Origin of the sequence: Colwellia sp. BRX8-5, from assembly GCF_014077325.1 — a bacterium.
In the GTDB taxonomy this organism is placed as follows: Bacteria; Pseudomonadota; Gammaproteobacteria; order Enterobacterales; family Alteromonadaceae; genus Colwellia_A.
In genome coordinates this window covers 1-16,990 of sequence record NZ_JACGVR010000003.1, presented here as the reverse complement: position 1 = coordinate 16,990, position 16,990 = coordinate 1, and the positions used below count along the sequence as shown (strand labels likewise).

General features: G+C 38.6%; 14 protein-coding genes. 2 read left to right on the top strand and 12 right to left on the bottom strand.

The window, feature by feature from the left end:
- Positions 1-7: 7 nt before the first annotated feature.
- The 9 genes from H4J62_RS02880 to H4J62_RS02840 all read right to left on the bottom strand — a co-directional run bounded on the left by H4J62_RS02880 (position 8) and on the right by H4J62_RS02840 (position 8,968).
- Positions 8-826, bottom strand: a complete 819-nt coding sequence (locus H4J62_RS02880; protein WP_220463144.1) for a Dam family site-specific DNA-(adenine-N6)-methyltransferase — start codon at positions 824-826, stop codon at positions 8-10.
- An 89-nt stretch (positions 827-915) separates the two neighbouring features.
- Positions 916-2,316, bottom strand: a complete 1,401-nt coding sequence (locus H4J62_RS02875) for an SPOR domain-containing protein (protein WP_182213852.1) — start codon at positions 2,314-2,316, stop codon at positions 916-918.
- Positions 2,317-2,339: 23 nt separating this feature from the next.
- Complete coding sequence (gene aroB / locus H4J62_RS02870; RefSeq protein ID WP_182213854.1) at positions 2,340-3,404, bottom strand: 3-dehydroquinate synthase; 1,065 nt, start codon at positions 3,402-3,404, stop codon at positions 2,340-2,342.
- Between the two features lie 32 nt (positions 3,405-3,436).
- Entirely contained in the window at positions 3,437-3,955 is a 519-nt protein-coding gene (gene aroK / locus H4J62_RS02865; RefSeq protein WP_070375650.1) for a shikimate kinase AroK, read from the bottom strand.
- Between the two features lie 157 nt (positions 3,956-4,112).
- Positions 4,113-6,170, bottom strand: coding sequence for a type IV pilus secretin PilQ (locus H4J62_RS02860; RefSeq protein ID WP_182213855.1), 2,058 nt, complete (start codon positions 6,168-6,170; stop codon positions 4,113-4,115).
- Positions 6,170-6,709 (bottom strand): pilus assembly protein PilP, encoded by a 540-nt coding sequence (locus H4J62_RS02855; protein ID WP_070375648.1) that lies wholly within the window; start codon positions 6,707-6,709, stop codon positions 6,170-6,172. The genes H4J62_RS02860 and H4J62_RS02855 overlap by 1 nt, the downstream gene beginning before the upstream one ends.
- The gene (locus tag H4J62_RS02850; protein WP_182213857.1) at positions 6,706-7,314 is read right to left on the bottom strand and encodes a type 4a pilus biogenesis protein PilO; all 609 of its coding nucleotides are present in this window, start codon (positions 7,312-7,314) and stop codon (positions 6,706-6,708) included. The genes H4J62_RS02855 and H4J62_RS02850 overlap by 4 nt, the downstream gene beginning before the upstream one ends.
- Entirely contained in the window at positions 7,311-7,901 is a 591-nt protein-coding gene (locus tag H4J62_RS02845) for a PilN domain-containing protein (RefSeq protein ID WP_070375646.1), read from the bottom strand. Before H4J62_RS02845 ends, H4J62_RS02850 begins: the two co-directional genes overlap by 4 nt.
- A complete protein-coding gene (locus H4J62_RS02840) occupies positions 7,889-8,968 on the bottom strand; it encodes a pilus assembly protein PilM (RefSeq protein WP_182213859.1) in 1,080 nt (359 codons plus the stop codon). The genes H4J62_RS02845 and H4J62_RS02840 overlap by 13 nt, the downstream gene beginning before the upstream one ends.
- Before the next feature lie 185 nt (positions 8,969-9,153).
- Here H4J62_RS02840 and H4J62_RS02835 point away from each other — a divergent pair, with 185 nt between their 5' ends.
- Together H4J62_RS02835 and pckA are read left to right on the top strand one after the other, a co-directional pair.
- Positions 9,154-11,718, top strand: a complete 2,565-nt coding sequence (locus tag H4J62_RS02835) for a penicillin-binding protein 1A (protein WP_182213861.1) — start codon at positions 9,154-9,156, stop codon at positions 11,716-11,718.
- A 473-nt stretch (positions 11,719-12,191) separates the two neighbouring features.
- The gene (gene pckA / locus H4J62_RS02830) at positions 12,192-13,802 is read left to right on the top strand and encodes a phosphoenolpyruvate carboxykinase (ATP) (RefSeq protein WP_070375643.1); all 1,611 of its coding nucleotides are present in this window, start codon (positions 12,192-12,194) and stop codon (positions 13,800-13,802) included.
- A gap of 170 nt (positions 13,803-13,972) precedes the next feature.
- Here pckA and envZ read toward each other — a convergent pair whose 3' ends face one another.
- The 3 genes from envZ to H4J62_RS02815 all read right to left on the bottom strand — a co-directional run.
- Positions 13,973-15,268 carry a two-component system sensor histidine kinase EnvZ gene (envZ, locus tag H4J62_RS02825; RefSeq protein ID WP_182213863.1) on the bottom strand — a complete coding sequence of 432 codons (1,296 nt, stop codon included), beginning with the start codon at positions 15,266-15,268 and terminating at the stop codon, positions 13,973-13,975.
- 58 nt (positions 15,269-15,326) lie between these two features.
- Positions 15,327-16,052 (bottom strand): two-component system response regulator OmpR, encoded by a 726-nt coding sequence (ompR, locus tag H4J62_RS02820; protein ID WP_070375641.1) that lies wholly within the window; start codon positions 16,050-16,052, stop codon positions 15,327-15,329.
- An 872-nt stretch (positions 16,053-16,924) separates the two neighbouring features.
- Positions 16,925-16,990, bottom strand: a 66-nt coding sequence (locus H4J62_RS02815; protein ID WP_139083085.1) for a hypothetical protein, incomplete at its 5' end; no start/stop codon positions are given.

Sequence of the window (16,990 nt, the reverse complement as noted above, 5' to 3'; positions counted from 1 at the left end):
TAGAAGCTTACTTATAAAGTACCAGTAACTCTGCAACTTTATTACGTTTACTCGCCTTTTGGCTAATAGTGCGCGCTACTTGTATCGTTTTTTGCTTACTGGCATGCTCATATATTTTACGTGTCCAGATAGTGTCATGATTACTGATCAATACTGATATTTTATCTTGCTCAGTGACTTCTTCAGCAATATTGGCTAAATCAGCTTGCTCATCTAAACCAAAGCCATTACCAACATAACTGGTAAAACTAGCTGTTTTACTTAATGGTACATAAGGGGGATCACAGTAAATGACATCGCCACTTTTTGCCCTGGCAAAAGTTTCTCGGTAACCTTCACAAACAAAAGTGGCTTTCTTAGCTTTTTCCGCAAAATACAGCATTTCATTTTCAGGAAAATATGGACGTTTATATTTACCAAAGGGAACATTATAACCGCCCGATTTATTATATCGACATAAGCCATTATAACCATGACGGTTCATATAAAGAAATACCAGCGAACGAAAGTAGCTGTCACTACTGGCATTAAACTCTTTTCGTAACCGGTAATAAACTTCAGATTGATTATATTCAGGCGTAAAGTATATCGCTGAATCTTTGATAAATTTTTGTGGGTTTTCTTTAATAATATTATAGAGATTGATTAAGTCTTGATTTATATCATTTAACAAGTAATGGTCAAAATTACTGTTCAGAAATACTGAACCAGCACCGACAAAAGGTTCGACTAAACGCTCCCCTTTGGGTAACATTTTATTAATTACATCGCTGAGGCCGTATTTTCCGCCAGCCCACTTTAAAAATGCTCGATGCTTTTTGATCATTTAACCCATTTGCCTTACAACTCATTATTTAAGTGCTAGGCTTAAATAGACGTTTAAAATAGAAAACGAATTGTATCCTGATTAGCTTATTATTGGGAGTCTTGATAAGCATTGATTTCATTATTAATTGCTTGAAGTGACTTTACCCACGGCTGATAAACTTTAATACTACTTGGCAGTAACGTAACAGCCTTTTCTGCGGCCAAACGAGTCTCAAAAACCTCAGAGGTTATCATTAGCATAGGTTGTTGATTAAATAGTCGGTAGTAACTTTTAATCTTGAGACCGACAAAATCAGGTATAAACTCCTGATATACGGAAAGACGAGTAAAACCAGCAATTTGTATAACAAAGCCCGATGGTGCGCTTATATAGTAACTGGCTTGGGCGCCAACATCTTCAATCGAGTTTACTAGAATAGCGGCTTGCGTAATAAGGGGGGTCACTTTATTTTCTGACTTTTTAACGGATAAAGCCTCTATTACGGTTTTATCCGTTGATAAGGTAACAGAAGCTTTATTTTCAGTATCCCCTTTTTTATCAAGAAACGATGCAAAGCGCTTAACTTTATCGGTGGCTATTGGCTCTGTCGACTTAACGACGTCTTTTTCTGCGTTGACAATCGCTTGAACGATATCATTTGGCTCTGCCGGTAGACTAATTAGAACCTTTCCCCCTGGGTCCGGTGCGGTTAACGAAAGAAATATATCTTCACTCTTCGCTGGAGCACTCACATTTTTATTATTATAGGCTGAAATAATACTGGTCGAGTTTGCTGGTACCGCTTTTAATTTAAGCTGGGTGTTCGCACTAAAAACATCTTGTTGAAACAACCAATAACCTGTTGCCCCTAAGCAAATCACGAAACAGATAAAAATTAAGGTCCATTTCGTAAAACGGCTGAAGGTAAAAAGTGATGTCTTCACTTTGAATGCTTTGGAGTTAAGGGTTAATAACTGACCTGTTTCTCCAGATAAAACTGAGATTTTTTTATGGAATAGTGATTTATTTTGCGCCAATAAAAGTCCAGCTTTTGGCGTACCAAGCATAAGCACACTGATTGCATAATTGGCTTTTTTAGCTATGTCAGTTAATTGACATAGCTCATGTAAAATTTGTACGGAGAGAAACTGGGCGTGTTCGATGACAATATCAATGGTTTGCTTTTCTTGCTTAGATAAATTGATCAAGCTAACAGCTAAAGACTGCTCAGGATCAAATAGAGTGTCAGCGAAAAGTTGCTCAACAATACGACAGCGAATTTGAATATCGTTTAATTTAGGTGATATAGCGATAAAAGCAGCATTGTGATCATTACCCAAAGAGCCAAGAAACTGACTCGCTACTTGAGAATAAACATTGGCATCTTGGTCAACAACCAAAACGGCATGCTTTGAAAAGCGTAAAATATAATCAACGCGTGCGTTAGCACTAATGGTTGTTACACTTTGTGGAGCGTTATATTCTGTGGCATGTGCTTGTGCAGACATGTTTCACCTGTTCTGTATTAAAATTACAGAATTTGTTGAAGCATCTCCTCACTAATATCATCACGCATTTCTGATTGACCAATAGCGGTGGGTACGATTAAACGTAATACCCCTGCCAAATTCTTTTTGTCACGACGCATGTGACAAATAAATTCTTCAAAGCCCATACTTTCAGGCGCTGTTAATGGTAAATCAAACGCGGCAATTAATGTTTCTATACGACGAAGATCTGACGCTTCAAGCAAATTCATTGCTACTGATAACTTAGAGGCAAGTACCATGCCAGTAGCGACAGCTTCACCATGAAGCCAGTTACCGTAACCTTGATCGGCTTCGATAGCATGACCAAAGGTATGGCCTAAATTCAATAATGCCCTTACGCCTGATTCGGTCTCATCAGCGGCAACAATATCTGCCTTGCATTGGCAGCAAGTATTAACCATTTCAATCAGTGTGTTTTTATCTGCTGATTTTATTTTTTCAATATTGCTTTCTAACCAAGCAAAAAAATCACTATCACCTAAGATACCGTATTTAATCACCTCAGCCATGCCCGCATTGAATTCGCGGATAGGTAAAGTGCTAAGGCTATCAATATCAATAAGAACAGCTTTTGGCTGGTAGAAAGCGCCAATCATGTTTTTACCTAAAGGATGATTAACCGCTGTTTTACCACCGACAGAAGAGTCGACTTGTGAAAGTAATGTGGTTGGAACTTGAATAAAGTTGATTCCGCGTTGGTAACATGCGGCTGCAAAGCCAGTAATATCACCAATAACACCGCCGCCTAAAGCAATTAATGTCGAATCTCGCCCATGACCATTTGCCAATAAATGTGACATGATCACATCAAAGTTTGCAAGTGACTTTTGAGCTTCGCCATCAGGTAATATTATTTCGTCAATGTCGAAAGCGCTTAGTTTTGCTTTTAAAGTAGCAAGATATAACGGCTTAACAATATTATTAGAAACGATACATACTCGTTTACCACGAATATGCTGAGTAAGCAGACTATTATTAGTTAATAGTCCGCTATCAATATAGATGGGGTAACTGCGTGTACCGAGTTCAACATTTAGCGTTGTCATTTTTAGGTCTTTTTTTGAGTGCCTAGCCGCTTTTAGAAATCTAAGCGCTCAACAATTTTATGGGCAACAACTTTAGCACTTTGATCATCTGTTTTTACAATAACGTCAGCAATTTCTTCATATAAAGGATTGCGTTCTATTGCTAGATTCTCAAGTACTGTGCGTGGTTCTTCAGAGGTTTGCAACAATGGACGTTTACGATCACGCTGCGTACGAGCCACTTGCTTGTCTATAGTTGTTTCTAAGTAGACAACTATGCCTCGTGCCGATAAGCGATTACGTACTTGTGTACTTATCACTGAACCACCACCAGTCGCTAAAACAATACCTTGTTTTTCACTTAGGTCTTCAATTACACCTTCTTCTCTTTTGCGAAAGCCTTCTTCGCCTTCAAGATCAAAAACCCATGCGATGTCTGCACCTGTTCGGCGCTCTATTTCCTGATCAGAGTCAAAAAACTCAAGATGTAGCCTATCAGCTAATTCTCTACCAATTGTGCTTTTACCAGCGCCCATAGGGCCGATAAGGAAAATATTACGTTTTTCTGCCATTAGATTAACTTCAGCTCGTATAAATAATTACGTTTACAAATATGAGGGAACCCCCTCCGAAAATTTTGAGGGCGTAATTATCGCAATTGTTCGGTGTACATTGCAAGTTAACTAAGACGAAAATAAAATGAAATTACTCAGTAACTCACAAAGTTGTTTAAAAACGCTCAGTTACGATGCGTGGTGTCACAAAAATTAATAATTCTTTTTTCTCATTAAAGTTGTTGCTATTTCTAAATAGCCAACCAAAATAGGGAATGTCGCCTAAAACAGGTACTTTTGATACTGTACTGATAATTGCTTGTTGATAAATTCCGCCAAGAACAATCGTTTCGCCATTATTAACTAGCACTTGTGTACCTATTCGCTGAGTATCAATTGCGGGTGCTTGGCCACTTTGTACATCAGAGACGGTATCTTGAGTAACAACTAAATCAAGAATAATACGATCGTCTGGGGTAATGTGTGGTGTTACCGTTAAACTAAGCACAGCTTTTTTAAATTGGGTTGATGTCGCGCCACTTGATGATGCTTCTTGATAGGGAATTTCGACCCCCTGTTCAATATACGCTTGTTTTTGATTTGCCGTAGTAATTCTTGGGCTTGCGATAATTTCACCCTTGTTTTCTTTCTCCATCGCGCTCAACTCAAGATCCAATATAGTACCATCGGCTAATCGCGCCACTTGAAAAGCAATACTACCTGCTGGGTTTGCTACGGGTAAGTTAACATTTAATCGGTCAGCTAAATTAGGTACCAGCCCACTTGCCGCAGAATTAGCCCCCTCTAAGGAGCCAGAGCCCGCATATTCCCCGTCAGTATCAGTAACCCCCCAGCGTATACCTAACTCTTCATTAATGCTGTCTTTCACTGTGACCATACGCGCTTCTATAATCACTTGTCGTACAGGAATATCTAAAACATTGACCATACGCTTTATATCTTCGATACTTTTCGCCGTATCACGAATTAATAAGGTATTCGTTCTCTCGTCAACACTGACACTGCCACGTGTTGACAAAATACTGTTGTCATCATTTTTAATTAAGTTAGCAAAGTCGGTTGCCTTAGCATAATTTACTTGTACATATTCAGAGTAGAGTGGCGCAAGCTCAGCGACTTGCTGTTTAGCTTGTAAATCACGTGCTTCACGGGCAGAAAGTTCGTCGCTCGGAGCAACCATTAAAATGTTGCCTTCCATACGCTTATCTAAGCCTTTAACTTTTAATATAATATCAAGGGCCTGATCCCATGGCACGCCGTCTAAACGCAAAGTCACATTTCCAGAGACGCTATCGCTGGTCACTAAGTTAAAGCCATTGTAATCAGCAATAATTTGTAAAACGGTACGAACAGGAATGTCTTGAAAATTTAAAGAAATAGCGCGACCACTAAAATCACCATCTTCTTCTAAGTAACCGGGCGCCTTATCATTTTTAACAACGGTTAATGAAAAAACATTATTAATCTGTTGATGCTTAAAAGTAAAATCACTATTGATATCGACAATAAACTTGGCATTACGTCCCTCTCTAAAGGTTTCGATGCCAGTAACTAACGTACCAAAGTCGGTAACATCTAATTTATAAAGTAAATCGTCAATAATTTGGGTGTTATGGAATTCGATATACAGCTTGCCGAGTTTGTCTGTCACATCAACAGCAACCATACTGTCATCAAGGTAAACCAGTATTTGTGCTTCATTGTTTTCACCATTACGAAAATCTATCGAATCAATGTTGTTAATAAAGGTATTACCTAATGGATTGACCTGGGTAATCGGCGAGTCGCCCACACCTTTATTGAGAATTAATGAGAAGAACTTACCATTTTGCTTAATATCAAAAACTGACAGTTGATCTAAGTGAACCGTAGCAACCACTTTTCCTGCTAATTTTTGCACGCTAACATGACTAACACCGGCATGTTCAACAATGGTTTTTAATAACTTTTCATTAAACTCATTCGCATCAAAGGTAATGCTAATTTGAGCAGGATTCATCGCCGTTTTCATCACGGGTGGATTAACAATGGTTTCGGTGAGTTCAAACTGCAACTCTATTTCATCGTTCTGTAAAGTATTATATTTAATACCGATTAGATCACTAGACCATGCCGAAAAAGCCAAAGAATAGAGCATCACTGCGGTGATAACACTTCGCGTTACCGTTAATGTAACTGACTGATTAGTTTTTATTTTATTAAATAGCAACATTACTTCCCTTGCCCCTCTGTACCTGACTTGACCATTTTAAGTGTCGTCTCACGTTCGACCCAACAACCAGCGCCATCAGCAATTAATTCTCTAACTTTAACATCAAATGGATTCACCATTGTAATGCGACCATGATTCAACCCTAAATAACTTCCAACAGCAACTCGATGTAAGGTTGCATCAGAGGCCTCAACAAGTGCCCAAATAATCTCTTGTTCTCCTAAAGTTCCTCGCATTGATAAATTGCTGAGCGGATACTTTTCCAAGGGCTGCTTACGGCGACGAGGATCTGGACTCAAACATCCTGACATCTGTTGAATTTTCTGTTGGATTGCTTCAACTTCTGGTTTATCAAATGGACTTCGTAACCCTTGCGCTGAATAGTCAAAATGACCAAACTTTGAAATTACCGGCATAGGTTTAATAACATTAGGTGTATTTGCCTGCACTGTCGCTATATGGGTTCGTAAATCACTGGTATCATCAAAGCAACCACTGACACTGATAACAAGCGCAATAAATAAGACTGACTTTTTCATTTTTCTTCAGCCTCTCGATAACGATAAGTTTTTGCTTGTAGTTTTAAACCCAGCAAACCATTTTCCATATTGTTAATGTCGACATCAAAGTCATGCAAAGTAACAATTCGAGGTAACCCAGCAATTTTACTGACAAAGTTACCAAACTCATGATAAGAACCAACCACTTCAATATCAATAGGAAGTTCAATATAAATTTCACGGGTTATTTCTGGCTGCCAATTAAGCTTAACAAATTTCAGCCCACTTGTTGTCCCAACAAAAGTTATATCATCAAGTAAGCCAGGGGTTTCATGACTTTCAGGCAAACTTCTTAATTGATTGGCAAATAAGGCCTCTGCCTCTTTCATTTGCTGCTCAAATAACTCTAAATTGGCAGCAACATGGTATTTTATTTGATATTGGCTTTTTAGTGTAACTTCTTCCGCCGCGTAATTATCGAGTGTTGTTATTTTATCACTGATTAATAAAAAATAACCTAACACCAAAACCACGATAGCGATAAAAACGGCTAATGTTATTTTGGCAGCTTTTGGCCATTGCCCAACGTTATCAGCCTCTAAACCTTCAAATTGTTCAAAGAATTGAGTTAAATCTATGTTCATGATTTACCTCCGTTAGTGATGACTTTTCCGTCATCTCCACTATTTAATAAGCCTTTAATACGCACCCGCATTTTAAAGTCACTCAATAATTTGTTTTTTGCTTCATTGGTCGTAATAGATTCTAAAATTGCATCGGTAAATAACACCGAGCGCTCTATTTCACGGATCATATTCGCTAAATGATTATTCGATTCACTTTTGCCAACGATGTTAATACTGTTGCCCTGTTTTTCAAGACGGGTCAAATAAACACCTGTTGGCACTATTTTAGCTATTTCATCAAAAACTTGGGTACCCACATTTCGGCTGCGCTGAAGTTGTTCAACCACTTGAGTTCTTTTTTGTAATTCTTTTTTCTTTTCGTTTAAGTTTTTAATTTTTATAATACGGGCGTCTAGAAGAGCAATTTCTGTTTTTAAAAACTGATTACGTGAATTTTGACCATCAATACGCATTTGGTAAAATTGACTAATAATAAAAACCAGTGCGAAGGCGATTACGGCAACAATAGTAAGTAGGGTAAAATACTCACGTTGTTTGGCTTTTTCGGCTTCTTCGCGCCATGGGAGTAGATTTATAAATGCCATGAAACAAAGCTCCTCAATGCTAAACCTGCTGCTACCATATATTGAGCGGCGGTTTTATCTAACACATCTTTATCTACACTGTCGGCAACTGTCATCGATTTAAAAGGATTGGCAATAATAGTATGGATACCTAATTCTTCAGTTAACAAGGCTTCAAGACCTTCAACATTAGCACTACCACCTGAAACAATAATATAATCTACTTTCTTTTTCCCACTAGAGGTTAAGAACATTTGTATTGCACGGCGAATTTGCTGTGTAAAAATGGTGTGAAACGGTCCTAAAACTTCAAAGGTATAATTAGGCGGCAAGTCATTCGTTATTTTGGCATGCTCGGCTTCTTCAAAGGTTTGATTATAATATGAAACAATTGATCGAGTGTATTGTTCGCCGCCAAAGAGTTGATCCCGGCTATAAATATGTGCGCCAGCATCAGTCACCGAAAACAAGGTCATCACCGCGCCCACATCAACTATAGCAACCGTTTTGTCTTTAGCATCATCGGGTAATTGCGATAAACTTAAATCGTAGGCTCGACTCACGGCATATGACTCAACATCAATAACCTTAGTTTGAAATCCTCCCAATTCTAAAGCCGCAACTCTCGCTTCTACTGATTCGGTTCGAGCAGCACTTAATAAAACATTAACCTTGGTTGGGTCTGATTCATTAATGTCCAGTTTTTCAAAATCTAAACTAACCTCATCTAAAGGGTAAGGAATTAAACTATCGGCTTCAATTTCAATTTGACTGGCGAGCTCGTGCTCAGACAAATTAACGTCCATATAGATAACTTTAGTAATAACGGTTTGTCCAGAAACGGCTGCTGCAGCTTGATTGACTGAAGAGGTAATTTCTTTTCTGATTTTAGTAACAACTTTGCCAACGGCATCAATGTCTTGGATTTCTCGGTCAATAATAGCGCCACGGGGCATAACTTCTGTTGCTAATGCTTCCAGCACATACCCTTCATCGTCTTGACTTAACAAAACCGCTTTTATTGCATGAGAACCAATATCAATACCAACTATTAAAGATGTATTCTTTTTAAAAAGACTGCTGAGCATAACATCCTACTAATATGAGTAAATTCACTAATAACGACACAATTTAAATAAATAAATTTAAATAAACATTATTGCATTGCTTTATATTAGGCATAAACCTGAGATAAATACATTTATTACATGCTTTTAAAGGATATACTAGTGTTATTAATCGTTTTTTTGTCCAATATTGAGAGAAAAATTTAGTGCTTTTATTTAAACGTCTCATAAAAGTAGGGCTAATCTTTATATTTTTAGCTTGTTTGTCTTTAGCCGCTTTATATTTATCAATGCGCAGTGAATTGCCCAGTGTGACTTCATTAAAAGACATGCAATGGCAAACGCCGATGCAAATTTTTAGTGCCGATAATAAGTTAATCAATCAGTTTGGCGAAAAAAAACGCATCCCCTTAAAGCTTAACGAATTTCCACAACAACTGATTAACGCCATTTTAGCCAGTGAAGACGATCGCTTTTATTCACATTTTGGCGTCGACCCAATTGGACTAGGCAGAGCTGTACTCGGTAAACTGATGGGACAAAACAAAGGGGGTGCAAGTACCATTACCATGCAAGTGGCACGAAACTTTTTCTTATCCTCTGAAGTAACCTACACTCGAAAAATCCGTGAAATATTTTTAACTTTCCATATTGAAAGTTTACTCACAAAAGATGAAATACTCGCCCTGTACATGAATAAAATACCGTTAAGTCATCGTAGCTTTGGTTTTGGCGCAGCAGCACAAGTATATTACGGTAAAGATGTTAAAGACTTAACACTGGCACAGATAGCGGTACTTGCTGGTTTACCTAAAGCACCTTCTAACAGAAACCCTATAAGTTCGCCTGATAACGCCAAGACCAATCGCGCAATTGTTTTACAGCGTATGTATAGCGCAGGCTATATCAACTCAACAGAGATGGAACAAGCAAACCAAGCCCCTATTACCGGCAAGAGACACAGTGTAGAAATTGAGTTGAATGCGCCATACATAGCAGAGATGGCACACCAAGAGATGGTCGATCTCTATGGAAAAGAGCTTGCCTATACCGGTGGCTACAATGTTTATCTAACGGTTAACTCAGATTTTCAAAGAGCAGCACAAAAAGCAGTAATCGATAACTTACTGTCATACGATTTGCGACATGGATATCGTGGCGCAGTCGTTTCTTTACGCCCAGAGTTAACTGAAAATACAAGTACTATTGATAAGGTAGCTGAGCTCAGCGATGATGAAGTTATCAAAGCGCTTAATAAAATCGATAATTATCAAACACTTTTTCCTGCTGTGATCACAGGTATTGCTGAACAGTCAGCGACGATTAAATTTTTAGGTCATCAAGATAATAACCACATCACTTTGCAAGAAGGCGATATATTATGGCAAGGCATGTCGTGGGCACGCGAATTTATTAATGATGAAAAACAGGGCGCTGCACCTAAGCTTGCCAATGAAATACTCCAATATGGCGATGTTGTCTTTGTTATTAAAACCGCGCAGGGTTTTACATTAAGCCAGCTACCAGAAGTGAGTTCTGCTCTCGTCTCTTTATCAACAGATAATGGTGCGATAAAAGCAGCTATTGGCGGATTTAGCTTTCAGCAAAGCCAGTTTAATCGAGTTACACAGGCAAAACGACAAGTGGGCTCTAACATAAAGCCCTTTATTTACTCCGCCGCTTTAGATAATGGCTTTACCTTAGCCACACTTGTCAATGATGCGCCAATTAACCAATGGGATGAAAGTTCAGGTTCAGTTTGGCGTCCAGAAAACTCTCCCCCTATTTATAACGGCGACATTCGGGTTCGATTAGCACTTGCACAATCTAAAAATGTTATCGCCGTTAGACTATTAAGAGCGGTTGGATTAGACAAAATAATTCCGCATTTAGCAGCCTTTGGCTTTGTACCCAACGATTTACCACGAAACGAAACACTTGCTCTAGGCTCTGCATCTCTAACACCATTAGAAGTGGCCACCGGATTTGCAACCTTCGCGAACGGCGGCTATTTAATCAGACCCTATTTAATTGATAGAATAGAAGATTCGTTTGGTAAAGTCCTCTTCCAAGCAAATCCAGCTATTGCCTGTGACATATGTTCACTAGAAATTAAGCAACGAGATATTAATAATTCCTCAGTCCCGCTTGAGCTTTTAGCTGAAAAAGACCTACGTCCACTTATTAAAGCTGAACGAGTGATTAGCCCGCAGAACGCTTTTTTAGTGACACAAGCATTAAATGCGGCAATTTGGGGTTCAGATTATCAAATGAAACCGTTTTGGCGAGGAACAGGATGGCGCGCACAAACATTAAAACGACATGATATTGCAGGAAAAACAGGGACAACAAATCAATCAAAAGATGCGTGGTTTTCAGGCTTTAGCCGTCGATTGGTCACTACTTCTTGGGTAGGCTTTGATGACCCTGGCAGAAGTTTGGGTAAAACACGTTATAATAGCAATCTCGATAAATATCAAATTACCGGTGGCGAAGCTGGTGCAAAATCAGCACAACCAGCTTGGATAGACTTTATGGAAGTTGCATTAGTTGCTCATCCTGAAGAACCTTTTATTCAGCCTGTTGATATAGTGTCAGTACGCATTGATAAAAGCAGCGGTAAACTGACCAATAAAACAGATAAAACCAGCTTTTTTGAATACTTTCAGTTTGGCACCGCGCCAACAGAATCGGTAACACAAGATAATAGTAGTGAAATACTTGATGGCTCACGTATTTTTGATGAGAGTAGTAACGGCGATATATTTTAACCAGGCAGTAATTTTCTTCCAATATCATTAGTCGCCTGACAAATGTTAGTGAGATACTTGCTGTAACTTGTCGCTATTGTCAGCTTTTGACTTTTATAACTTTCATTTGCAACTTATTCCTTACAGAACAAAACATTTATTTAATTGTTTTGTTCCTTTTACAAAAATAAATTCACTGTAGATTATGCGAATCAACAGCATAATCTACAGTCTCTCCCATAAAGCAAAACCAGCAATAAGTTCTTGTAATAAAACAATTAAAATAAATCAACATGGTTCTAATGGTAAAATATTTAGTTTAATTACTCAGTCACCGTATCTTCCCCCCTACCACTATAAATGAAAGTTATAGTGAAAACTTTCACAACGAAAGAAATTTTGCTTTCGTTTTGTCTAATAATCGCCTAAAATTGCGTTCTCAAACATGTTTAACACAAAATGTTCACTGTCGTACTTTTAGGAGAGTATTCGCTATGGCTTCTTTAGAAAGCTCAATTGATTTATCTGTATATGGCATCAATGATGTTGCCGAGATTGTTTACAATCCGTCTTACGAGTTACTCTTTGCTGAAGAAACTAAGTCTGAACTGACTGGTTTTGATAAAGGCATAGAAACCGAACTTGGTGCGGTTAACGTCGATACGGGTATTTTTACCGGTCGCTCACCTAAAGATAAATATATTGTTCGTGATGATACTAGCCGTGATACGGTTTGGTGGTCTGATCAAGGTAAGAATGATAACAAACCAATGACGCAAGAAACTTGGGATCATTTAAAGACTTTAGTGACTACTCAACTTTCTAAACAGCGTTTATTTGTTGTCGATACTTACTGTGGTGCTAATGCCGATACACGCTTAAAAGTTCGCTTTATCACTCAAGTTGCATGGCAAGCTCACTTTGTTAAAAACATGTTTATTCGCCCTTCAGATGAAGAGTTGAAAGATTACGAACCCGATTTCATCGTAATGAATGGTGCTAAAACAACTAACGATAAATGGCAAGAACAAGGTCTTAACTCTGAAAACTTTGTTGCCTTTAACCTTACTGAAAAAATTCAATTGATCGGCGGTACTTGGTACGGCGGAGAAATGAAAAAAGGTATGTTCTCAATGATGAACTACCTATTACCTTTAAAAGGTATTGCTTCAATGCACTGTAGTGCAAACGTCGGTGAAGAAGGCGATGTAGCGGTATTTTTCGGCTTATCAGGTACAGGTAAAACAACGCTTTCTACAGATCCAAAGCGTCAACTTATCGGCGATGACGAACATGGCTGGGATGATAATGGTGTGTTTAACTTTGAAGGTGGTTGTTACGCTAAAACGATCAACTTAAGCAAAGAAAATGAACCTGATATTTATAATGCGATACGTCGCAATGCATTATTAGAAAATGTTAGCGTTGATGAGCACGGTAAAATTGATTTTGATGATAACTCAAAAACTGAAAATACCCGTGTGTCTTACCCTATTGATCATATTGAAAATATTGTTAAGCCTATTTCTCGTGCTGGTCATGCGAAAAAAGTTATTTTCTTAACTGCCGATGCTTTTGGTGTATTACCACCTGTTTCAAAGTTAACCCCCGCACAAACTGAATATTACTTTTTATCTGGTTTTACAGCTAAACTTGCTGGAACTGAGCGTGGTATTACCAAGCCGACTCCGACATTCTCAAGTTGTTTTGGCGCAGCCTTCCTAAGCTTGCACCCTACTCAGTATGCTGAAGTTCTACGTAAACGTATGCAAGCCGTTGGTGCTGAAGCTTACTTAGTTAACACCGGTTGGAATGGTACGGGTAAACGTATCTCAATAAAGGCTACTCGTGCGATTATTGATTCGATTCTAGATGGTTCTATAGATAGCGCTGAAACTACTGTTTTACCGTTATTTAATTTAGAAATCCCAACGAGTGTTGCAGGAGTTGAAGGCGATATTCTTGACCCTCGTGATACTTACACAGATAAAGAAGAGTGGAACACTAAAGCAGAAGATTTAGCTAAGCGCTTTGTTAAAAACTTTAGTAAGTTTACTGATACTGATAATGGTAAGTCATTAGTGGATGCTGGACCTCAGCTATAACGACTTAATATTTAAATGTTATCACTAAAAAGCCGCTAAACTTAACATTTAGCGGCTTTTTTATGTTCAGGATGAACCGTTATCACAGCATGACCATTCTTAGTGAGACATGCCTTCTATTGCATCAGTCCATTGTGCAACGCACGGTTACTGTGTGAATTTCAGAAAATTTATTTAATGGGTAATAAAACCTTGGCTGATAAACCGCCTTCAGCACGGTTAGTTAACAGAACATCGCCACCATGGGTATTCACTATCTTCTTTATTATCGCTAAGCCTAAACCACTTCCTTCTGTGCCTCGCGCTTTATCCCCTTGCGTAAAAGGTTGGAACAAACGTTCTATATCTTCTTCAGGAATACCAGGGCCGTTGTCAGACACACAGAAATACACTGACTTTTTATCCGCTGAAATCCCGGTAATAATATCAATATCTCCATCAGAGTAACGTAAGGCATTCTGAATAATATTAGCAACCGCTCTCTTCATCGCAACAAAGCGTAGCGGTATTTCAGGTAGTTCTTGCTCTGAAAAATTTATCTGCCGACCATAAATAAGTTCGGTTTGCATCACATCATTAATTAAGTGATTGAGATCGCAAAGCTCAGGCTTATCTTTACTGTTATGGCGAATGTAGTCGATAAACTGATCAATAATACTGTTCATATCATCAATATCGCCTTCGATACCCTCTTTTAAAAACTCATCTTGTGTTGACATCATCTCCGCCGCAAGGCGAATTCTGGTTAATGGCGTGCGTAAATCATGAGAAATTCCGGCCATCAATAAGTTACGATCGTCTTCGAGCTGTTTTATACCTCGAGACATATGATTAAAAGCTTGAGTTACCGCAACAATTTCAGTGGTTCCTAACTCGGCTAATGGCTGAGGAAACTCGCCACGCCCGACATCTTCTGCGGCTTTTTGTAATGCTTTTAAAGGACGATTTATTTGCCGAACAAACAACCAACCGCCAATGACACTTAATAGGCCCAGAAACATTAACACCACTGTAAGCGGAGAAAAGTTTGCTTCTTCTAGACCTGAAAGGGGAATTCTGATCCAATAATGTGGCGCTTGCGGAGGCCTGATCCAGAATATATATTGCTCCCCTCCTTGGGTCAGTCTCAGTTCAGCATCGCCATCAAGTAATTTTGACATCTCTTTAGAGCGATGCGCAAGATAGGTAGCTTCTGCCAACCCTGACGATAATGCGTCACTTTCACGATAAACTTCAATGCCCGTTTTTTCTTGAAATGATCTTGAGAATGCCTTTCTAAGCAGATCATCATCAATATCAATAAGCACAACCCGTACTTGTTTTGCTAACAACTCATTAGTTAGCTGAGTATTAGGTTGGATGATGTAATAAACCATTGATACCCAAGAAACAACTTGATTAATCAAGAGTAAAAAACCAATCAAGAGTACGGTTTGCCCAAAGGCACTACGTGGCAATATTTTCATGGTTTACATCCATAGTAGGGTCTTCGCTTATATAAGGTAGGTAACGGTGTTAAACGCACTAATTGACTTCTTTACCTTCAGGCACAAAGACGTAGCCTAAACCCCAAACCGTTTGAATATAACGAGGTTTTGCCGGATCTACTTCTAACATTCTTCTTAAACGTGAAACCTGTACATCAATACTACGCTCTAAAGCTGAATAATCACGACCACGCGCTAAATTCATCAGTTTATCACGAGACAGTGGCTCTCTCGGGTGAGTGATCAGGGCTTTTAAAACAGCAAATTCGCCACTCGTTAAAGGCATATTAATATCGCCTTTTACCATCTCTCTAGTGGCAAGGTTAAGTTGATACTCACCGAAAGAAACAATGTTCTCTTCTTGTGAAGGAGCGCCAGGAGCTTCTTGTACCCTACGTCTCAACACAGCTTTAATTCGCGCTAATAATTCTCTTGGATTAAAAGGTTTTGGCATGTAATCATCAGCACCGAGTTCCAAACCAATAATACGATCAACTTCATCGCCTTTGGCGGTTAGCATGACAATTGGCATATCATTAGATTGTTGACGTAAGCGACGACATATAGATAAGCCATCTTCGCCAGGTAACATCAAATCTAAGACTAACAAGTGAAAGTTCTCTCTCTCAAGTAAACGATCCATTTGCTCTGAACTCGCCGCAGTACGCACAGCAAACCCTTGTTCAACTAAATATCGCTCTAAAAGCGCTCGAAGGCGCATATCATCATCAACTACTAATATCTTTTTAGTTTCATTACTCATTGGGGTCATCCTATAACAATCATTTGTTCACTATAATCTAAAAAAAGTAATAATAAAGCTGCTATTAAGAATTAAAGTTAAGGTATTTGTTACAATTTATGAAGTTTGACCGTTTACAGGCATACGGAGTGAGGCCAGACAGTCTCATTGAACTGCAAAGTTATTAACACCTGCTCTGTGTTAGCGACTTTGACTGTTTTGTTAAAATTTAGAGATAAAAAAAGACGCCTAAGCGTCTTTTCTTGAATTCTCGTGAGAACTAAAATTTGCAATTATGCGATGCTTCTTTTAGGTACAGTGATACAACACCTGCTCTGTGGTAGTAACTTTGGCTGTTTTGACTATTTCACTAAAATCTAGATATAAAAAAAGACGCCTAAGCGTCTTTTCTTTAAGTTCTCGTGAGAACTAAAATCTGCAATTATGCGATGCCTCTTTCAGGTACAGCGATACAACACCTGCTCTGTGGTAGCAGCTTTGACTGTTTGACTGTTTTGCTAAATTTTAGATATAAAAAAGACGCCTAAGCGTCTTTTCTTGAGTTCTCGTGAGAACTAAAATCTGCAATTATGCGATGCTTCTTTTAGGTACAACGATACAACACCTGCTCTGTGTTAGTAACTTTGACTGTTTTGACTATTTCACTAAAATCTAGATATAAAAAAAGACGCCTAAGCGTCTTTTCTTGAATTCTCGTGAGCACTAAAATCTGCAATTATGCGATGCTTCTTTCAGGTACAGCGATACAACACCTGCTCTGTGTTAGCAGCTTTGACAGTTTTGACTGTTTGACAATTTCACTAAAATTTAGTGATAAAAAAAGACGCCTAAGCGTCTTTTCTTTAAGTTCTCGTGAGAACTAAAATCTGCAATTATGCGATGATTTTAGATACAACACCAGCACCAACAGTACGACCACCTTCACGGATAGCGAAGCG